General features: G+C 32.9%; 21 protein-coding genes and 1 pseudogene. All 22 read left to right on the forward strand.

Features of this window, described 5'->3' with window-relative positions; all coding sequences use genetic code 11:
• Positions 1 to 53: 53 nt before the first annotated feature.
• The 22 genes and pseudogenes from DFR78_RS12250 (at position 54) to DFR78_RS03970 (ending at position 21651) form a co-directional block, all read left to right on the forward strand.
• Positions 54 to 176 carry a hypothetical protein gene (locus DFR78_RS12250; RefSeq protein WP_255416516.1) on the forward strand — a complete coding sequence of 41 codons (123 nt, stop codon included), beginning with the start codon at positions 54 to 56 and terminating at the stop codon, positions 174 to 176.
• A 52-nt stretch (positions 177 to 228) separates the two neighbouring features.
• Entirely contained in the window at positions 229 to 651 is a 423-nt protein-coding gene (locus DFR78_RS03870) for a hypothetical protein (protein ID WP_114457529.1), read from the forward strand.
• Between the two features lie 64 nt (positions 652 to 715).
• Positions 716 to 889 (forward strand): hypothetical protein, encoded by a 174-nt coding sequence (locus DFR78_RS11905; protein WP_158531705.1) that lies wholly within the window; start codon positions 716 to 718, stop codon positions 887 to 889.
• A 31-nt stretch (positions 890 to 920) separates the two neighbouring features.
• Positions 921 to 1376: a RadC family protein gene (locus DFR78_RS03880; RefSeq protein ID WP_089722898.1), complete on the forward strand. Its 456-nt coding sequence runs from the start codon at positions 921 to 923 to the stop codon at positions 1374 to 1376.
• Positions 1377 to 1462: 86 nt separating this feature from the next.
• Entirely contained in the window at positions 1463 to 1591 is a 129-nt protein-coding gene (locus tag DFR78_RS12130) for a transposase (RefSeq protein WP_233486969.1), read from the forward strand.
• Between the two features lie 59 nt (positions 1592 to 1650).
• Positions 1651 to 2544 (forward strand): phage recombination protein Bet, encoded by an 894-nt coding sequence (gene bet / locus DFR78_RS03885; protein ID WP_114457531.1) that lies wholly within the window; start codon positions 1651 to 1653, stop codon positions 2542 to 2544.
• Entirely contained in the window at positions 2541 to 2807 is a 267-nt protein-coding gene (locus DFR78_RS03890; RefSeq protein ID WP_114457532.1) for a LysM peptidoglycan-binding domain-containing protein, read from the forward strand. Before bet ends, DFR78_RS03890 begins: the two co-directional genes overlap by 4 nt.
• A gap of 497 nt (positions 2808 to 3304) precedes the next feature.
• Positions 3305 to 3883, forward strand: a complete 579-nt coding sequence (locus DFR78_RS03895; protein WP_114457533.1) for a hypothetical protein — start codon at positions 3305 to 3307, stop codon at positions 3881 to 3883.
• Positions 3884 to 4001: 118 nt separating this feature from the next.
• Positions 4002 to 4112 (forward strand): type I restriction-modification system subunit M N-terminal domain-containing protein, encoded by a 111-nt coding sequence (locus DFR78_RS03900; protein ID WP_233486973.1) that lies wholly within the window; start codon positions 4002 to 4004, stop codon positions 4110 to 4112.
• Positions 4113 to 4426: 314 nt separating this feature from the next.
• Positions 4427 to 4789, forward strand: a complete 363-nt coding sequence (locus DFR78_RS03905) for a hypothetical protein (protein WP_114457535.1) — start codon at positions 4427 to 4429, stop codon at positions 4787 to 4789.
• Positions 4790 to 4877: 88 nt separating this feature from the next.
• Positions 4878 to 6728, forward strand: coding sequence for a class I SAM-dependent DNA methyltransferase (locus tag DFR78_RS03910; protein ID WP_114457536.1), 1851 nt, complete (start codon positions 4878 to 4880; stop codon positions 6726 to 6728).
• Positions 6729 to 6739: 11 nt separating this feature from the next.
• Positions 6740 to 8158 carry a restriction endonuclease subunit S gene (locus tag DFR78_RS03915; RefSeq protein ID WP_114457537.1) on the forward strand — a complete coding sequence of 473 codons (1419 nt, stop codon included), beginning with the start codon at positions 6740 to 6742 and terminating at the stop codon, positions 8156 to 8158.
• A gap of 40 nt (positions 8159 to 8198) precedes the next feature.
• A complete protein-coding gene (locus DFR78_RS03920) occupies positions 8199 to 9341 on the forward strand; it encodes a hypothetical protein (RefSeq protein ID WP_114457538.1) in 1143 nt (380 codons plus the stop codon).
• Complete coding sequence (locus tag DFR78_RS03925) at positions 9331 to 10380, forward strand: hypothetical protein (protein ID WP_114457539.1); 1050 nt, start codon at positions 9331 to 9333, stop codon at positions 10378 to 10380. Before DFR78_RS03920 ends, DFR78_RS03925 begins: the two co-directional genes overlap by 11 nt.
• A 30-nt stretch (positions 10381 to 10410) precedes the next feature.
• Positions 10411 to 14433 carry a hypothetical protein gene (locus tag DFR78_RS03930; protein WP_114457540.1) on the forward strand — a complete coding sequence of 1341 codons (4023 nt, stop codon included), beginning with the start codon at positions 10411 to 10413 and terminating at the stop codon, positions 14431 to 14433.
• A gap of 1 nt (position 14434) precedes the next feature.
• A complete protein-coding gene (locus DFR78_RS03935) occupies positions 14435 to 15277 on the forward strand; it encodes a hypothetical protein (RefSeq protein ID WP_114457541.1) in 843 nt (280 codons plus the stop codon).
• Complete coding sequence (locus tag DFR78_RS03940) at positions 15264 to 16439, forward strand: hypothetical protein (RefSeq protein WP_114457542.1); 1176 nt, start codon at positions 15264 to 15266, stop codon at positions 16437 to 16439. The genes DFR78_RS03935 and DFR78_RS03940 overlap by 14 nt, the downstream gene beginning before the upstream one ends.
• Positions 16440 to 16451: 12 nt before the next feature.
• Entirely contained in the window at positions 16452 to 18140 is a 1689-nt protein-coding gene (locus DFR78_RS03945; protein WP_114457543.1) for a helicase HerA domain-containing protein, read from the forward strand.
• Positions 18133 to 18723, forward strand: a complete 591-nt coding sequence (locus DFR78_RS03950) for a hypothetical protein (protein WP_114457544.1) — start codon at positions 18133 to 18135, stop codon at positions 18721 to 18723. Before DFR78_RS03945 ends, DFR78_RS03950 begins: the two co-directional genes overlap by 8 nt.
• A 1-nt stretch (position 18724) precedes the next feature.
• On the forward strand, positions 18725 to 20137 hold the full coding sequence (locus tag DFR78_RS03955; protein ID WP_114457545.1) for a serine/threonine-protein kinase: 1413 nt from the start codon (positions 18725 to 18727) through the stop codon (positions 20135 to 20137).
• A gap of 279 nt (positions 20138 to 20416) precedes the next feature.
• Positions 20417 to 20971 (forward strand): annotated as a pseudogene (locus tag DFR78_RS12135) (M48 family metallopeptidase).
• A 62-nt stretch (positions 20972 to 21033) separates the two neighbouring features.
• Positions 21034 to 21651, forward strand: a complete 618-nt coding sequence (locus DFR78_RS03970; protein WP_114457548.1) for a hypothetical protein — start codon at positions 21034 to 21036, stop codon at positions 21649 to 21651.
• Positions 21652 to 21670 lie beyond the last annotated feature (19 nt).

A 21670-nucleotide genomic window follows, 5' to 3' on the forward strand; every position in this document is an offset into this window, starting at 1 on the left:
GAGTAGATAAGGGAGTGGGGTTAGTTGAAAATAATGAAAAGGAGGTGAATCAGATGGCTTCTAAGACACTTGTTATCTTACTGCTTGGTGCTTTAGCCTGGCAGAGTTTGTTTAGTGGAAATGTTCTTATGGCTTTGTTCTTTATTCTCTTTGATCTTTACCTAATATCTGAGTAACAGCTGTTTAAGATGAAAGTCAAAATAAAACTACAATATGGAGGTAATAACTATGTTTAAAGAAGAAAATAATGTTGAGACTGTTCTAAGATTGAGAGAAATGCTGGTAAGAGCAATGATGGCGGAGAATGATGTAATGCAGGAGCTGGTCTTAAGTAAGCTGGAAGAGCTGGATCTCAAGAGAAAAGATGAGCTCAAACATGCTGGGAAGATTATTGATTCTAAAAGTGGTGATAATGCAATTAAGAAGCTTGCTCAGACGGCTGAGAATGGCGTTAAAAAGGCAGCTGGACTGGCATCTACTGGAACCAGGAATGTTGCTAAAGTCACTGGGATGGCTGCTTCAAAGGTCGATAGAGCTGCCCTGAAGGCGATTGAGAAGTCGGTTATCGGCGCCAATTCTACCCGGCTTAAATCGGAGAGTGTTTTATCAGGATTAAAGGATGCATTTATGGAAGGCTGGAATAATGCTTAGAATTAAACTCAGGGGACTGTCAGTGAGAGCTGATGGTCTCTTTTTTTATTTGGAGGTGAAAATTATGCAGATAAATGGTGTGCCGAGTGATGAGTGGAGGATAAAAAGAGCTTTAGGACCCTATGCTGAGCCAATGGATGAGGATGAGTTGGAGAGAGCAACAAGACTGCTGCAGGAAAAGAAGAAAAGAGCTGCAGTTTTAAGCAGTGATGATCAGGAATTTAAGATGCCGTTTTAGATGAATACCAAACATAAAGGAGATGAGAGTAATGGTAAATATTCAGAAGTTTAGTCTAAGGATTGTTAAGGAATCAGGTGGAAGGTATGACATTGATAAGTACGTAAGGAACCCATTTCAGGCAAGAGATCTTTTTGTAGAAGTAGTTGAACTGGACAGGAGAGCAGAAGAAGTCTTTGCTATCGCTACCCTTGATGTTAAGAACAAGGTAACAGGGGTGTTTGAGGTTTCTACAGGTACATTGACCTCAAGCTTAGTTACTCCCAGAGAGGTCTTTAAACGGGCAATACTGCAGAATGCAGCGGGGATAGTTTTGGCTCACAATCATCCTTCTGGTGTGGCGGATGCAAGTAGTGATGATATCTCAATAACTAAAAAGCTGCAGAAGGCCGGTAAGATAATGGGGATCAATGTAGTGGACCATATTATTATCGGCAGCAGAGATAACTTTATCAGTATGCAGGAAGAGAATCTGATGAAAGATTGAATCAGCAAAAGTTAATAATAGTTAATTAACCTGGCCGGCGCCGGGATTTTTTTATGTCTAAAAAGCAGAGAAAGGAGGTGATTAAGATGTATGTAAAGCTATGTTCTGAGTGTGGGAAAAAGTCCTACAGCTCCTGTAAGAAGGGTGAATGGAACTGCCCCCACTGTGACCATGATCTAAGTGATGAAGAAGCTCAAAGACCAGAAGAAGACTAAATATAATTGGAGGCCTGGATTTAATCTGGGTCTCCTTAAATTAAGAGGAGGAATAAAAAATGAGTGCAAAAAGTAAAGTTGTTGATATTAACAGAAAGAAAAAAGAACTGATTACTTTTACTGAAGAGGAGTTAGAAACCCTGAGACGAACTGTTGCCAAAGATGCAAGTAGTGATGAGTTTAAGATGTTTATTTATCTGGCTAAAAACTATGGACTTGATCCTTTCAATAAAGAGATATTCTTCTGGAAGAAAGATGGTAAGCCAACAATTATGACTTCTAGAGATGGTTATCTAAAGATAGCTGATAGGCATCCCCAGTATGATGGGCTGGTTTCAGATGTAGTTAGAGAAAATGATAAGTTTAGACGAAAAGAAACTGGAATTAATCATCAGTATGGGACCAACCGCGGACAGATTGTCGGTAGTTACGCTTTAGTTTATAGAAAGGACAGAAGCTATCCCGTTTATATCTTTGCTCCTTTTGAAGAATACAGGTCAGATTCTAAGATCTGGAAGCAGTATCCTTCAGCTATGATTCTTAAAGTAGCTGAATCAATGGCTTTAAAGCGAGCTTTCAGTGTCTCTGGTCTTGTTTCCAGAGAAGAAATGGCTGTACAGCAGCAGAGTGATTATAACTTTGATGAGATTCCATTTAGCCAGGTACAGGGCAAGAAAAATGAAGGTAAGACTCAGAAAGATGGAACTTTGAAAAACGATCAAGTTACCTCTCTAACTGAAAGAGAACTTGCTATTAAAAAGATAGTTGGTGATGATCCTAAGCTGAAAGAGGATCTTTATAATTATCTAAGACATGTAAAAAGAGAAAAAGGTATAGACAGCAGCAAAAAGATATCGATTAACAGTTTAAGTAAGGATCAGTTTGAGCAGTTGAAGTCTATCTTAAATACATTTAGCAGGTTAAGTGCTCAGGAAAGGAAGGAAATATCATGAATAAACTAACCATATCCGCTGTATTGATGGCAGTACTGCTTCTGACAGCAGCAATTTTAGCTCAGACAGGTCCAGATGATATTATTGATAGTTACAGCTGGAATGAGGTTTATGTGGTAAAGCGAGGTGATACCCTGTGGGAGATAGTAGAAGAGATTAACTCTGACCTTGACCCGCGGCTGATTGTAGCAGCCATTAAAAAGGTCAATGAGATTGAGACAATGATCAGAGTTAATCAGAAGATTGTGATTCCAGAAAAGTAGACTAAGAAAGGGTTGAAGCTTTCAGAAATCTTTTCTGGTTTAAAACTATGATTTAATAATATCATTGGAGGGACTAATCTTCAAAAATAATCCTGCAGTCTTCATTGTGAACAAAGTTAAATCTGATGGAGACTGCTTATATTTCAACCCAGTCTATATGACTTTAAATGCTTGTTTTGAGGGCATTTATCTGTTAATATACAAATAGTCAGACAAGGTAAAAACAAGTGTATATGGCTCTCTGAGGTGATTTAGAAGCGATTATTCTTGTGTACTGATGATCTTATATAGATAGAGTGAAAATAATGGATTACACACCTAATTTTCTACAATTTACGACAATAATAACTGCTGCAGCAATAAAGGAAAATTAAAGAATTTATTGAAGTATAAATAGTAATAGGTAAAATAATATTACGATTTAAAAATCGGATACATTAATTTTAACTTTAAAGCCTATTTTTAATAGCTAACTTTAAAATATTAGGGGGGTAATTATGAATATATCTAAAATAGCTGATAACTTAAATGAAAAGAGTAAAGATTATCAGATTGCTCAGTTGCAGAATTATCGGGTAGAAATTAACAAACTATCTCAGCCATATACTTATGATATTTTTTCAAATAAAAGCATTAAGTATAAAGATAACTACGCATATCATTCTGGTGGTAGAAAAGAGATGCAGGTTAACATAGGTTTTGAGCCTGATAGAGAAGAGTTTAGAGCAGGTTTTGCTTTTTCTATAGAACCCAGTAGAAGCCTGACTGAACCTGTTGAAATTTTTAAACCTAAAATAAAAAGATTTAATGAGTTTCTCGATAAAAATTATGATAAGTATAGCGATTTGATGATGTTTTATCATGATGATGTTCCTAAAAGAAGTGAGAACTATCAAATAGAACAAATTGGAGATAATTTAATTGAAAGAGGTAATTTTATTTTCTTTGGAGAATTTTATGATAAAAAAGCTGGCGATAATTTGACAGAAAAAGAGTACAGGCATATCCTAAAATTAATGAGCCAGATGCTTGAAATCTATTTTTATGTTGAAACCGGTGATAAGCAGTACCTTTAAGCAGTAAATTTAATTTACATATTTGTAAATATGTTTAGAGGAGTTTTAAATGCCAAAATTAACACTATAAGAAATAGAATCACATCTCTGGAAATCAGTCAATATACTAAGAGGTAGTATTGATTCTGCAGATTATATGAACTACATATTTGGTTTTTTGTTTTTAAAAAGAATGAATGATATTTTTATGGAAAACAGAAAAGAAATTATTGAAGGATATGGAGAATAATTAGCTGATGATCAGGGGTTTTATACCAAGTAAAAGTATATATTCCCTAGAGATATTGCTGTTCAGAAATCCAAAAGCAGAATGAAGATATTGGTATAGCTATTAATAACTGTTTTGTAGTTTTAGAGAAGGAAAACCAAACACTAGAAGAGGTTTTAACTACAGTCGATTTCAATGGTAAGGATAGATTACCTGACAGTGTTTTGGAAAAATTAATCTAGCATTAGATAGATTTGTTTTTTTAATTGTCGTGAATAATTAAGGACAATGTTAATTAGATTTTACAGTACTATTCTAGGAAACAGGGGGTTAATATGAAAGAAATCAATAATTTATCAGATTACCTAGAAACTCCTAAAGATACTAAAGAGTTGTACAAAGAACTACAAGAGCAAGATATAGATTGGAATATAGAACAACTAGAATTATATCTAACTCTAGATAGTAAGGTAAAAAAAGAAGCAGATAAATGGAAAATGGGAGAAGTCTCTCCTAAAGAGAGAGTTCTAGATTTATTACGGGAAGAATTAGATTCTAAACCTTTAGTGCGCATTGATAAGTTTGTAGATAATCTACCTTATGGTTTAGTTTTTGGTCGAGAAGATATAATTAGTTTAGTTAAAGCGAGTGAAGATTTAAAATGTCCTAATTCTAAAGTTGTAACAACGAAGGATTGAAAACAAAAGTAGTTTAGAATAATTTGTTAAAAATATGACAACTAAAGTTGCTTTAAATTAAAATGTTAACCTAGTAGGAGGGTTTTGGATGCAAGAATTATTAACTGATGTACGACAAACTTTATTAGATAAAGGATTTAGTGAACAGATAAAAGAAGAGTTAGAAGGAGAAGTAGCAGAGTTATTATATTCTAATGGTGATGAGAAATATATTTACTGTCGGGTATATGCAGATGATCATGATTGGAACCAAACAATCAGAGAAACAACTTTGACGAATGCTCAGTTGCAAGAGAACTTTCCATCTTTAGCGTGGGCGACAAATGGAGAAAATAATTTTTATATAGATGTAGATAAAGAAAAATCAATTACTAAGTTACCGGATGTTTCAGAAGTAGAAACAGTAGCAGAAAAAGAAATGGATCCTTATGAGAGATGGTCTAAAAAGATTTATCATCAATTACAAGAAAAATTTGATGATTTACATGAAACTATTTATTCGAGTCGTGATCATGTAAATAATACTAATGAAGCAATTGATGAGTTCTGTAAATTGATTTTTATGGAAGTCTTTAGATTAAATCATCCTAGATATCAATTAAATCAAGTAAAAGGTGATAAAACAATTGATGATGTAGTAGATCATAGCTACATAAAAGAAAGTCCTGAAAAAGCAATAGAAGATATTAGAACAGCTTTTAAAGAAGTAAAAGATCATCCTGATTATTTAGCAGCAGGTGAGTATCCTATTTTTGATGAAGAAGAGTATATTAAACTACAAAACCCAGAAATTTATGAAAAAATATTTGATACTTTACAGAATTTAGGGCCAATTGAAGATAAAAATGAGAATGTGTTAAAAGAAGAAGGAACATTAGCAGATGTATCAGGAGATGTTTTAGGTCGAGTATTTGATGTTCTATTACGCGGTAAATTTGAAAACAAGGGTGGCATGGGAATTTATCTAACACCACGGCAGATTACTGAAGCAATAGTAGATATGACATTCCATGATTTAAAAGATAGTGGTAAGATACTAGCTAAAGATGCCGATGGCAAACCAGAGTTGAAAATTGGTGATCCTGCTTGTGGTTCAGGTGGATTTTTAGTTAAAGCTCTAAATGAAGTTGGAAAGTATATAAGGCAGTTAGGTGGTTGGAGTGACGAAGAGAAAGAAGAATATTTACAGCAGATTAAAGAAAATAGTTTTGTCGGAGCAGATAATGCCCCAGGAATGGTTTTAAAGGCTAGAATTAATATGGCATTACACGGTTCTGCGAAAGCGCAGATATTAAAGGTGCAGAATTCATTAACTACTGATAAATTCGAAGCAGAAACATTTGATCTAATTTTAACTAATCCACCGTTTGGTAAAGGGGGATATAGTAAAAAGAATAAAGAAGATAAAAAAATATTAGAACAATTTTCTACTGATATAGTAGATAAATCATGTCAAATGAAAAGTGATAAATTAGCTTTAGGTAGTAAAAATTATAGCAATGGTTGGAGAATAAATAGCTCAGTTGATCCAGCAGTGCTGTTTATTGACCGCTGTTTACAGTTGTTGAAGCCAGGGGGGTTATTAGGCATCGTTTTACCCGATGGTATTTTGTCAAACTCAAGTGATCAATATGTAAGAGAGTATTTAATGGGCAAGAAAAATGAAGAAACTGGTGAATTTGAAGGCGGAAAGGCAATTGTTAAGTCTGTAGTTTCTTTTCCTAATGAAACATTTAAATTATCTGGTGCTGGTGCTAAAACTTCCTTTTTATATTTAAAGAAAAAAGAACATCAAGGAGAACAGCAGGGTCCTATTTTTATGGCTGTAGCAGATGAAGTAGGTTTTGAGGTTAAGCAAAATAAAGAAATTGATCTTGGTGATGACCATAATGATTTATTAGATATTGTGAATGGATATAAAAATAATAAAACTGTGTGAGGAGGCTATGTATGTTAAATTATAATCTATTATCTATTAAGCCAAGTGTTGTAATAGTAGATTCAAAAGAAATAAATAATGATAGATTAGACTCTATGTTTTATCATAGTAAATATATAAAAAATAAATCTAATTTAATAGAAAATAAAATAGAAATTAGAGATTTAGAAGATATAAGTATAAATATGAATGCTCCAGTAGGTTGGAAAGGCATTCCATCTTCTTCTTATTTACCTAACGGGGAAGGGGTTCCTTTAATAAGAGGTAAAAACATTAAAAATTTATTGTTAGATTTAGATTCTTTGATTGGTGTCGAAGAAAGAATATATAAAGAGCAACCAGAAATTCAAGCCCAAAACAACGATATTATATTAACTAGAGTTGGAACTATTGGTAGAGTGTGTAGAGTGCCAAACAATTTAGAAAAAATTGCTATGGGACAAAATCTTACTAGAGTTGAATTAGATAAATCGATTGTAAAAAGTGAGTATGTATTAGCGTATATGGCTTCTAAATATGGGCAACTTCAAATGGATAGATATGCGTATGGGGGAGTACAACCTTCTTTAACAAATAAGAATATTAAAAGACTACAAATTCCTATTCCTTCACATGAAATTCAAAAATATATTGGTGATAAAGTTAGAAAAGCTGAAAAATTAAGAGAAGAAGCTAAAACTTTAAGAGAAAAAGCAGAAAATGAATTGGAAAAAGTATTAAAATCAGAATCATTTTCTTTTAATAAACAAAAATATCTATTTACTAATAAAGTTACTGAAAGAAGAATAGATGCTTGGTATTATAAGCCTATTTTTGAAAGAATAACTGATTATCTAGAAGAATTTACTCAAGTCAAAAAATTAAATGAGATCACCAAAATTGGAAAAGGTTTTTCCTATTCTTCTAATAAAGAATTAGGAAATATACCATATTTGAGGATTTCTGATATTAGGAATTATCGTTTTAATATTGAAGAAACATTAGGAATTCCAGAGAGAATATATAATAAAAGGGAAGATAAAAGGTTAGAGAACTTTGATATTGTGTTAGCAATAACAGGAGCCACAATTGGTAAAGCAGCAGTTGTTGTTAAGGATAATAACGAAAAAATGACTTTAAGTGCAGATACTGCATATTTAAGAGTTACTAATCAAGATGAAATATATCCATTATATTTGCTGACCTTTTTAAAAACAAAATTTGGACAATTACAAATTAAACAAGGAATTACTGGAGCGACTAATCGACATTTAGGTTTAGAAGATATTGCAGCTATTAAGGTACCAATAATAGATATTGATAAACAAAAATCAATTCATGATAAGATCTTAAAATCAATTAAAAATGAAAACCAATCTAAACAACTCATCGAAGAAGCAAAACAAGATGTAGAAGATTTAATCGAAGGTGATTTAGAAATTGATAATTAAATTTAACAAAAAAACTGATAAAAAAGTGTGGTGATAACAGATGAAAGAGTTTATTTCCCAGCTCAAAACTTTATACAACTGCGGCGAATTAACCAAACCTCAACTAACACCTGAATATAGCAACTGGCTGCAAGAGCAACACTGGTTAGTCCAGCAGAGCAATCATTTAATTATCTCAGACCGCTGGCTAGCTTTATCTTGGGCTACAAAGAACGCCCAAGATTTTATCAATCATCTTTTGCTCTCTCAGCCGCAGTATCAGAATTATTTACTGCGGGAAGTACTGCAGGCGGGAGCAGATATTGCAGCAGCCGAAGACCGTTCAGCGCTCACAAGCTTTATCAGTAAATTACCAAGTTTAGCTACTTATATTCTTGGGCTGTACCAAGAGTTGCAGGACAAGTATCAGCGACCGCCGGAAGAATTAGAAAAAGAAGAGTGGGTAGAAATAAAAGCAGAGGTTACCACTGAATTAACTCAAGCATTAGATGATTTTGTCTTCAGTGATACGGCTGATTATTATCAAAAGCTGATGCGGATGCTGCAGACCCTGCAGCAGGTTAAGTCTGAACCTAAGCAACTTAATCTAAATGCCATAGATAAGGTTAACCTTGATAATAATTGGGCCCAGCAGCGGCGGGTTACTTCTAATCCTTATTTAGAGGCAGCAGAGGAGAGCAAATATACCTTAGTTTCATTAAAAAACCGCTTTTCTGATCCCAATTTAGAACTTGACCAAGAGATAATCAATAATCCGTGGGGCATATTTTTGATTATTTTTGGGATGGTAGAAAAACAGATGCGGGCTGAAAATAATGACCGCATTAATCTTCGTCCCGCAGAGAAAGCAACTCCCTATCAACCAACAGAGATTAATTTTCTTACTTATCTTGATAATGGTCGAGAGGTTTATGTTTCTTCCTTTGCAGAACTAATAAAAGATTTCTTAACTTTTAAGGATATTAAATTATTTCCTAAATCACAACTTAACCTTATTGATTACTTTACTGAACTATTAGACAAAGAAATTTATATTTATCAAAATAATGAATATATTCTATCCGATAAAATAGATAGCTTATTATATAAGAAACCTTTGCTAATACTAAAAAATAACTGTAGTCAATTAAAAGACGAACTAAAGAACTATATAGAAAGGTTGGCAAAAAACTATGAAGATTAGGTTAGGAAAGCAGAGATTTTGGCTTGATCCTTGGCGCTTTGAAATATGGCCGGAGTTGTTAAGTAATTTACCGGCTGAGATTGAAGCTACAACGGCTAAAGAATTGGCAGTTAAGTATTTAGACTTAGAAATCGATGATTCGGGCAGATTGAATCATAACGAAGAATTATATGGTTTATTTGCTTGGAAACGAATGACTAAAGATAAGAGCTATAAATTAAAGGGTGTTAACTTTATTAACCAGGGCCAACTCCAGCAGTCCGCCCGAGATTTAGCTGCAGCTTACAAAGCAGATAATGAGAGGAAGTGGTTGATACTATTAGGAGAACAGCTATTGAAGTACTCTCCGCGCCTTAGAGCAGTAATTATAGCTATGCTAGAAGATAACCCGCTGAAATTCGAGACAGCTTGGTTTAAGGCGGTTTATAACAAAACTGCAGTAGATTATCAAGGCGAAACTTTTTATCCCTTTTATCGCGATGATGAACAACAGAATTTAAATAATCTTTTAGCTGCTGTAGGTTTTCCAGCTTTAGGACCATGGTGGGCAAAAGAACTGGGGGTTGCTGAAGAAGAGATAAAATGGTTAGGCTCGCGTGGACAAAAGCCTACTTTATCAGGTATAGCAAGATTACGTTGCCCTCTAGAATTATTTCTCTATTTAGGATGGCTGAAAAAATATGATACGCAGACTTATTATTTAGAACAAGAACAGTTTAAAAGAGACATTAGTTTAGAATTAGTCTCGGAATTAACAGAGACTTCAAATGAGCAGAATGAATTAGAACTGTTAAAAGAACTAGTAGCTGAATATAAAGATTTTCGCGGCTACTTTCCTTTGCATAAAGTGGGCCAAGCATTACATAGTAAATTAGGAATTACAGAAGAAGAGGATAAATGGATTGAAAAGTTTTTCAAGGCTAAATTAGCTGATAATCAATTAAAAATCCTAAGCCATCAATCGGGGCAACCCAGACACGGTCGAGGATTATACGGTAAACGAGATTATCAGTTGTTGAAGGTTGAATTTTTAGATTAAATATTATTGTTAAAAATTGGAGGTTAAATTATGAACAATTTAGTGTGGTCTGAGGGGGGAGTCAGTAAATATCCTCTCAGTCATCCGATGGTGGGACAAAAAGAGTTTTATCGTGTATTCAATAATTTTGTAGATGGTCTGGAGCGAGCAAATTTAGCGCGGATATTTCCTCTAATTGCTGATTGGGGGATTGGTAAGTCAAGAATTGCTTTTGAATTAGTATCACAAGTAATGGGCAAAGATAAAGGTTGGATTATCCGAGAAGAAAATGGTCAAACGCAGCAAGTTAGAATCTTAGAGGATAATTTCGGTGATGGAATTTTACCTATTTATATTAGTTACGATCAGATGAATCATGATTATTTACCTTATAATTATTGGGTTCCTTTCGGGACCTATGTTGCTCTTAAAAATTTAGCTACAGCCAAAGAAGAAGATGATTTAACTTATCAAGAACAGATAGCCTTAGATTTAGTTCGCCATTTAAATCCAATGAACTTTTCTCAAGTAAAATTGCAAGAAATCTTAAAATTAGATCAGTATACTACAGAAGAAATTTTAGATAATGAAGATGATTTAGTTCAAGTTGTTAATCAAGCTTATCAATATTTTCAAGAATTAGGTATTGAACAGTTTTTAATTATTGCCGATGAAGTAGAATCAAAAACTGAAAGAACAAACAGTGAATTTGATGATGAAGTTAAGAATAAATTAGATGGTGAAGCAATTCAATTAATTTCTCATGCCATCAAACATGAAAATGCTAGAGCAAAGTATCCTTATAGTGCGTTTCTACTATTATGTTCACCAGCTATTGGTGATCAATTAAAAGGAGTAGGAGCTCTTGACCGACGCAATGAGATATTGGAAATAGAACAGAATTCTTTTGCTGATATTAGTGATTATATAGAACATTTAGAGCACCAAGGGGGAATTCCTGACTATCCCGAGGGATTGGTAGAAGCAGCTTATATTATAGCAGGCAGTAATTTTGGTTGGTTTAATATGATTATGAATCAAGTGGACCAGTATCTGCTTAATAATGGTTCAGCTGATGCAGCCGAAATTTTTGAAGACCGGCTGCGGTCAGTATCTAGATTTGATAAGTTGCTAGATGAAGCTAGTTTAGATTATCTTGAAGTGCCAGAAAAACACAGATCATTAGTCAAAAGATTAGTACTACTACAGTTGCCTAAGCCCATCGACAACTTTAATAAAGCAGAACTAAATGCTTTGCAGAATGCTAAAACAGAAATGGGCGAAAAAGTATTTGCAGGATTTAAATCAGTAGAACTTAAGAAGCCGGAATTAGCTAGATATTTAATTAATGAAGGAGAATATGAGCGAATAAGTGAAGATCAATTCACCAATAATTATGGTGGCAACTTCGATTTGGATATTTTACTGCGCAGCTTAAAGACATTTTCTTTAGGCACGGATGAAAATGAATATCTAGTCGGTACTACTAAATCTATTTTTATTGATCAGGTTAGAATGCTGTATCCTGAAGAAGAAGCAGAAACTGCTGCAGAGTTAATTTATAATTTGATTCAAGAGAAGAGTACTGCGGAGAAAAAATACATTGGGCCGAGCTTCTCTTTCTTAAGTAAATTTGATAAACGCTATGCCTCTGACACAGGAGAAGCCGGTTATTTAGTAACCCCAGAAGAGAATCAAGCTTTAGAAGAGAGAATTGAAGAAGTACAACAGGATAGGGAGGGAAAGATTAATCGGATTCTAGCTGGTTTTGGGCGGGCTATGCAGATGAATTATCCTGAAATCAGAAAACTTAATTTAGAAATACCTGGCAAACGCGTGGAATTTAATGAAGGTCCTGTCCCCTTAACAGTCCATCCTAAAAATTATGTAGATATAATTTGGGGCCAAGACACTGATAAATTAAAAAGAGTTTTGCAGAGCCGTAAAATTAATAAAGAAGGATCTCATCCTATTTTTGTTTTAGCTAATACTTCAGCTGTTGAAACAGAAATCAATAACATTAAAAATGACTTAACAAAAGTAGGACGCAGTATTATCTTTATCTCTTTAAATCAAATTCAGCAGGAAGTCTTAGAAATTCTATCAGTTGAGCGAGATTATCTTAATTTAAGAGAACCTAGATATTTTACTGGCCAATTTAGAGATAAAGTCAATCAAATTAATAATGTAATTCAAGACCGAAGTAAAGAATGGTTTGAAGAACTAGACAGTCAAGGTTGGGTTTTAAGACCAATTAAGCCTGATAGAAGTAATAATAAAGAAATTGTGGCTATGATTGCTCAAGGATATAAACAGATGTTGATTAAAGATACTTCATTGTGGGAATTTAGTGCTACAGATAATAATTTTTCTAGTGAAGAACTTGATAAATTAAAGAATGTAATGTCCAAACTAGAATTACCTCAGAAATTTAAAAATAAAAATTATAAAACTATTGGGGTTTTTAGAAAAGAAAATGGAGATTACTTAGCAGAGGTTCCAGCTTGTTTTCCCAGATTAATTTCTTATTTTAGTGATAAAAGAGTCTCACAAAATAAAATTGAAAATGATTTCTTCTTTAGCCTACAGGAGTCTGTTTCTAGAGGTAGCTCGGTAATGAAAATAATTAGACAAATAACTATCTTTTTACAGAAATTGGGAGTTATCGAGATTGATAATGACCATTATCAGAGAACTACAGCTAATAGTCTAGAAACAAAGTATTATAATGCTAAGACTTGGCTTGATCAAGAATATGATCAAATATTAGACGAATTGTCTAAGGTCCTTGGACCAGGTTATATAAATATGCTACAGGATACTAATAAGGAAGATTATCGTAAAAAGTTAGATGATGCTAAGAATATATTAGATGAATTGAAAGTTGATAAATTACAGAAATTGACACCTAAAAAAGAAAATATTTGGGGAGGAATAATAGAACATTTAGAGACTTTCAATAATAATTGCGATTATGTTTATAATCCAGAAAAATGGCAGCAATTAGAATTTAATACTAGGGTAATTGAAGGATTAGATCCTTTAGATGGAGATATGCCGATTTGGAAAAGATTAAGATATATTCAATTATTCCATCAATATATTACTGAAATCAAAGAACCAGCTGCTAATAAAATAGAGGAAAAGATTGAAGAAGTAATGGCTAATAACAAATATGAGGGCTATGAAATACCTATTTCCCCTCTAACATTGATGTTAAGAGAATATAAAAAAGAGATTAGCTATTCAACTGATGTTGATAAAACTAAAACAATTAGACTACCAGTTGATACTACAGAAATGTTGGCCCATTATTTAAAGAAGGCGGAATATAGTCAGGCATTAACAAGATTAAAAAGTGTTTTATCTAAATGTGGTTTACAACTATCTGATTCAGGTGTGAAGTGGATCAACTCAGGATTAGTAGATAAATTTAATAAAATTAAAGAAAAATTTAAGAAAATTATAGATGATTATTTAGCCCATCAGGACGAGATTGGAAAATGGCAAGATTTTTTTGCTACTGCTCCAGAAGAATGGAAGTCTAATCAGGAGTATAAAAACTTAGATAGAATTAGACTAGGTTTAGAAACCTTTTTAGAAGCTGGTCTAAAAGAAAAGATTGAAGATGCTGAAGAAGAGGGTAAGATCGACAAATTACTTGATATTATGGAGAAAGAAGTAAAAGATAAGTTGAATTTAGTTCAGCAGTTAAAAGGAAATATTGACAGTGTAAAGAATTTTGTTCGGGAACAGAAAAATAGTTGGTATGATGATGATTTAATTGTTGCTATTAGAAAGTTACGAACAGATAATAACCAACAGGATATTCAATATAGTAAATCTAAGTTACCCGAAGAAAATGATTATCAACAAGCTAAAGATAAAGTGGAGAGATTAATGAGAGAATTACGAGTAGAAGGAGAGAATTATTTCTCTGATTTACAAACTACATTTGATTTTTATCTACGTGTAGTTCAAAACAATGGCGAAGTTGATTGGGGAGATTATCAAGAGGAACAACAGGAACTATTAGATCAAGGATTAATTAAGATTAAAGTTGAGGTTGTTTAAAATGAAACTATATATTCCTGAAGCTTACCAAACGAGAACTGAATATCGGATTTTAAATAATTGGTATCATGTAGTTCCTGTTAGTTTTGAAAAATTAGCAACTGAGCAAAATATGCAGGCTAATATTTTAGTTTTAGTGGGAAGGTTATTAAAAAAAATTAGTTCCCAAGAATTATCTATTTTGAAAGACTGGTCTTTCCAAGAGGGACGACAATTATTTTGTCTTCCTTCTTGGCGACCTCTGAAACTAGACGAGGTTTTTAATCTTGATATTAGTTTAGAAATAGTGAGGAACTCAGATTTGCAGTGGAAAAAATATAATTTTTATCCCCTGGATTATGAAGTGAAGACCACTGTCCAACAGGGGGCTAAAATCAAGACTGAAGCTGGTAAACTATTAGCTGTTATGTATAAACAGCATCAACATAGTGGTGTATTAACAGTTACAACTTTACCTTTACTTGACATGAATCTGTTAACTAAAGATGAAATTATTAGGGACCAATTTGATAATTTATTGATGGAGGAAAAAGTAGTAAATGATAAATTATCAACTGTTAAAGAAGAGAAGTCATTATCAGAAATTTCTTTATATGTATTACTATTAGCAGCTGCAGAAGTAGAAATAACTGATAACTTAAAGAAAAAGATAAATAAGTACTTGTATCAACAGTATACTACACCACAATTAAAAAAAGAAGTAAAAACTTTAACTGAGCAAGAACTTTTACAAGATGATCACAAAATTAGTAATAAAGGTAAAAAATACATTAAATATAAAGGTTATTTGCCTTATGTAAGAGAAATTAAACAAAAGAAGAGTGATACCGATGACAGATATTAATAATGATGATTATCAAGGAACACCGATAGTACAGAGTATGTCTGCTAAAATTCAATTAGGTTTGCGGAATACTGTAGGAAAACTGTCTAATAAGATGAGATATATTGATAAGATAGCCCCTGAATTAGTGCAGGGAGGAGTAGTTAAGAAGTGTAAAAAGCTATCTCCCTTTACGATTAATGCAGCAGGGATTGCTACTGGTCACAGAACAGTTCAATTTTTTGGTGGTGTTTTGTATGGAACTGCTGCTGTGAGACAGGATCTGTATATTGAAGATGGGTCTATCTATAAAACTAGACAAGAGAGTACAGTAGATGTTGATGAAATAGACCATATGGATACTAGTCAACGCTTGAAGTACTATGATATTGTCAATAGTTATACTTTACTTGCTGAATTAATGGAAGAAGAGGATAGACCAGATTTAGTTATTTTAGATGTGCCTTTAATATTAGAAAGATCAGATGTGCCCTTAGAAAATCGGTATAGTACTGTTGCAGATTATAAAAAAGCTAGAGATAAAATAAAATCATTTTGGAGTCAATATAAGAGTGAAATTTATCCTTTTAATCCGCAAGGAACTAAAATAGTTTCAATTGGTGGTAAAAGATTTGGTGCAGTCTTGTTAGCAATTGCTGATGAAAGTACAGATTATATCGTTGATCAGATTGATCCGGGAATTATAAATTTACTGCAGGATAATCAAAAACAGCTACGCAAAATTGGTCTGCAGAGAATGCTCAAAGGAATTTTAGGACCATCAAAGAGAACAGCTGCCTTTCAGTTTGATGGGATTAGTAATAGGAACAGATTAGAGCCACCTGAACTTAGAGATATAGGATTAATGGGTTATCATTTTAAGGCAGGAATTAGAACTAAACATTTATTAGTCGAGATGCTAGGTAGTGTCGAAGATTGGGACAGTTCAGCAGTTGATGAGTTGACTAATCAGCTGATTTCGTTAATGATTTATGATCAACCAGGTACGATTCCTTTGCCTTTATGGTATGCTGAATATGGTCTTAAACCTTTAAAAAAGCAACCTGGTATTTTAGAGTTTTATAAACGAGAAGCGAAAAAATTATTGAATAATAATGATTTGGAAGAACAATGGTTGGATAATGAAGATGTTTTTGATAATAATTCAGGGTTAGATATTTAAGGAGGCTGTCTGATGGGAGAGAATAAATTAATTGGTACATTAATCGGTAATACAGGAGACCCTAACGATTTAAAAATAGCTTTAAAGGATAGTTTTGTGGCTCGACGTGGTGAATTTGTAAGAATTAAACATCAAGAGAGAAAGAGTGAGCGAGAAATAGATGTTTTAGGTCGGATTGTATCTATTTCCCGCAATAATATACTCTATAATTCAGATATGGGTGAAGGATTAAATGATTTAGAAATGCTTCCTGGAGCTCAAATTACGGGTGAGAATTTATATGGAACAATTGAACTAGTAGGCTATAAAGAACCTGCTACAAAAGAAATCAAAATTCCCCGCCGCCCTTTAGATCCAGGCACTAAAGTTTTTGGAGTTGATTATGAATTTTTATCTCGCTTTTATGAGTTTAATGAAGAAACAAGTATTCATATTGGAAATTTGATTGGCTATGAGCGGGGCGAGAATGTAGTGCCAGTCTATATGGATGTTAATACTTTAGCTACAGAACATTTAGCAGTATTAGCTATGACAGGAGCCGGTAAATCTTATACTGTAGGGCGAATTATTGAAAGACTAGTGGCTCAAATGAATGGTTCAGTAGTGGTCTTTGATCCGCATGGTGAATATGGTAAAGCTTATAAAAATGGAAAAGTTCATTTTAATGATAACCTAGATGATATTGATGATCCTCGTGATCAAGAGAAAATTCCTGAAATTCAAGAGAAATTCAAAAAATTAATTGATGCTGGAGGAGGGATTGAAGTTTATACTCCTCAAGTTGATTCATTTAATTTAAAATATGAGGGGAAAAACAAGCAATTAGCTTTGCCATTTGATCGATTTGAAATGGATGATTTTTCAGAGATTTTACCTGGATTAACTGAGCCACAGCAACGAGTGTTAGATGTGGCAATCAGATATTGGAAATATAAGTATCCTGATCCACCTCGCGATATAGAAAGTTTGCGTGAACTATTAGCTGGTGATTTAGAAGAATTAAAATCATGGCAAGAATTAACTTCTGCTGAGTCTAGAGCATTGAGTAAAAGAAGTGCTGCAGTAGCTTCTATGAAGCTAAACCGAGTAATTAATGAAGCACAAAGTTTCTATAATGCTGCTATTGGAGAACCAACTGATGTATATGATATGATCGGAGAATCTGGAGCTGATAATGGTAGATTAGTGATAGTCGATCTTCAGGGACTATCTGATAATGCTAAACAGATAATTACTGCTTTGGTCTCTAGTGAAATTTTGAGAGCTGCTACTGATAAGAGAAAACAAACTAGACCATCTTTTTTAGTTTATGAAGAGGGTCATAATTTTGCACCGCGAAAATCAGATGCTATTTCTTTGAAAATGATTAAAAGAATTGCTGGAGAAGGTCGTAAATTCGGGATTGGATTCGCTATTATTTCTCAGCGTCCTTCGAAGTTAGATCCTGATGTTACTTCTCAATGTAATACAATAATTACAATGAGAATTAAGAACCCTGATGACCAAAGATTCATTGTTAAAACCTCTGATATGTTTTCTAAATCTGATATAGAAGAGCTACCTTCTCTATCAACTGGGGAAGCTTTGATCTGTGGACGTTCTATTCCAGCACCATTATTAGTTAAAGTAGGTACTAAGGCTTTACAGCATGGTGGAGAAGCGCCAGCAGTGCTTAAAGAATGGGGTAGCTTCAATGGCTAAATTAATTGATCAAGAATTTGTCAGGCAAGAATTTAAAACTGGGAAATTGCGGCGAAAAGTATTCCCTATGATGACTGATTATGGAATCCCTGATCGTTCAGAAACTGTTCATTCGCATGGATTAAATTATATTACTGCTATTGGTCGAGAACTTAATAATGTAACAGCTATTTCTGAGTGCCCGATTAATGCTCCAAATAGTTATCTGGATACAGTCAGACCTGATTCTGTCTGGTTTGATTTAGAGAATAATCAGCCGTTATTAGTAGCTGAATTTGAAAGATATAATAATTCTGCTGCTAAACAAAAGAAGTTAAAAGAAAAATTAAAAAATTTATTGATTGCTTATCATCAATTAGACTGTTGTTTAGAATCAATTTTATTTGTCTATTGGAGTTATGCAGGAGTAACTGCTAATAATATTCAAGATATAACTACTATTATCGATGAAGGATTAACCTTGTCTACAGGTAAGTATTTATCTGGTATCAATAGTTTTGAGACTAATTATATGGTTTATCATGCGGTAGCAAACGGTAATCGAAATAATCTCAAATTAAATCAATGGATTAAGGTGAGATAGGATGAAAAAATTCAAACCACAAAAAGATAAAACAATTGGTGACAAATATATTTTAAAGGAATTCTTAGGTAGTGGAAGCTATGGTTATGTTTGGAGATCGATAAAATTAGAAAATGAAGAAGTAGTGGCTCTGAAAATACCCAAAAAGCAGGAGTCAGGAGATAAAGTATTAAAAGAAGGTAGTAAATTGCAGGGACATACACATCCTAATATTATTGATATTAATTGGATGGGACGAGTAGATGGAGTTTTTGTAATTGAAATGGAATATTTTGAAGGACATACCCTAGCTGATGAGATAAGGGAATATGGAACAATTAAACCGCGGTTATTTTCTAATTTATATCAAGTATTCCTAAATATTTTGGATGCAATTGAATTTATGCATTCTTTAAATATTTGTCATGGAGATATTAAACCAGATAATATTTTATTAGGTGATGAAGTTAAGATTACTGATTTTGGAACCAGTAGGTTAATAGAAGACTTGTTTGTAGAAACAATCGGGGAAGGGACATGTGGTTTTATTGCTCCTGAAGTTGTTAACTCGCAAAAAAGATATTTGAGTTCAGATATTTATTCCTTAGGTGCTTTATTATATTTCTTATTAACGGGAAGTAAAGTACATGATAGCTTGATTCAAGTAGTTAATAATGCTACTTATAAAAAACCAAGTGAAATTAATAGTGAAATTCCTTTAGCAGTAGAAAAAGTTATTTTGAAGTCTTTAGCACGCAATTATGAGAATAGATATGAAACAGTTGAGGAGTTAAGGCTTGATTTTGAAACTGCTATAAAGACTAAAGCAGATAAGATAACAGTTAAAAGTTATGATATTGCAGATGGTGAAAGTTGGCTAGAACAAGTTGCTAAGTTGTATCAAGCTGAAAAATGGCAGGAAGCAGAAACGTTTTTGGAGCAGGAAGCAGTCGGCGGAGTTGGTCCTGATTTAAAATTACATCTGGGATATGTGCAGTATAAACAAGGTAAATTCCATACTAGTCTACAGCAGCTAAAAAGAATAGACCTTAGTCAATTAGAAGAAATTCGCCAAGATAATTTTGCTGAAGAATTAGATTATTTAACAGCTAAGGTTTATACTGCTTTAAAAGAATATGATCAGGCTTTAGCAATTTACAAGAGGCTAAATGATACTTTTGATCAGACAAAGTATAAATATAGATTAGCAATTTTAGAAGGCTTATGCAGCAATTTAGATCGAGCAATTGAGTTATTAGAAGAAATAAATCAAGAGTATCCGCAGAGATTAGAAATTATTAAGAAATTAGCTTATGCATATGACCAAAAGAAAGAATTTGAAAAAGCACGCGGTTATTTTAAATATTTACAGAAATTAGAACCAAATAATCAAAAAGTTAAGGAAAAATTAGATCAGTATGATAAGTTATTATAAATATTGAGTGAAAGAATACATAAATAATTATGATAGAGCAAAATAGAGAGGCCATAATCTCAAGTGTTAATTGTTTGGGTTTTTAAATCCAACAGCTTCTATAAAGCGGATATCACAGTGAAATGGCTATAAGAGTTACTTATCAATAATCTCAAAATTATGTTTTAATATTTCCAGAGAGATAATGATTTTAACAGAAAAGTTGGGGATACCATTATCTTTAGAATAAACATCAGCAAATTTATAGATAATTAATATCAATTCACCACAATTGAAGAAGTGCTGAAGAAAAAAACCAGTTGGATTTTATCCAAGCTAAAAGAAATGAATAAGATAAAACCTGCTCTCAAAGAAAAAGAATTTATGAGTGGAGAAAAACTCCCTTATCTAGGTCGAAGATACAGATTGGAAGTATCGCCAGCAGAAAGATCAAACACAGAGGTTAATTTATATCAGGGGAAATTCATTATTAACTACCCTGAAAAGTTAAAGGAAGATGATAAGCAGCGAAGAGAATAAATTCGGGCCTGTTTAATTGAATGGTATCGTGAACATGCTAAAGAAAAGATTAATGAACGAGTAGATAAGTATAAGATTAAACTTTATGTTGAACCAAATAATGTAGTTGTAAAGAAACATAAAAAAAGCTGGGGCAGCTACAGCAGTAAAGATAACCTGAACTTTAATTGGAAGATCATCATGGCGCCAATGTCTATTGTGGATTATATGCTGGTACATGAGCTTATGCACCTGATACCTACCAATCATTCTAGAGTTTTCTGGGCAACAGGAGCTGCTATTATTCCTGATATTAAAGAAACAAGAATGGCTTAGGCTGAATGGTAGAAAGCTTACAATTTTATGTGGTTTTGTTATTAAATCTTTGAGGGGGAATAATGTTTTATTTAAAAATTATTAAAGAGATTATGATCATAATAACTTCTGTTATAGGTGGTATAGTTGCAATTATTGGACTAAATACATGGAAAGCTCAGCAAAGAGGAAAAATAGCATTTGAATTATCTAGAAGACTTTTATCAAACACTTATAAATTAAGAGATCTAATAAAACACTTAAGATCTCCTTATATGTCAGGTGGAGAAATGGAAAACCCTCCAGATGAAAGCCCTTTTATTAATAGCGAAGAAGGTAAAAGGTATTATCGTCAATATTCGGGTTATAAAAAAAGGTTAACCCCTTTAGAGAAAACCAAAAATAAAATTTTAGTTGATTTGACAGAAGCTGAAGCATTGTGGGGAGCTGAAATTAGAGAAAAGTATGATCAACTTTTTAGTACGATTAATGAATTAGTTGTTGAAATAGATATGTATTTATTAAGATTAAATCCAGAACAACATGCTATAAGATTTTCAGGTGAAACTACTGAACAAACAAAAACCAGAAATAACTTGATGTATAGAAGTTCGAAAAACGATGAATTTAACCAGAAGATTAGCAAAAACATTGAAGAAATTGAAAATCTGATTAGGCCCCATTTGAAATATCAAAAATAAGTTTTAATGGGTCATTAGA

This window comes from Halanaerobium sp. MA284_MarDTE_T2, assembly GCF_003337245.1.
Classification (GTDB): domain Bacteria; phylum Bacillota; class Halanaerobiia; order Halanaerobiales; family Halanaerobiaceae; genus QPJE01.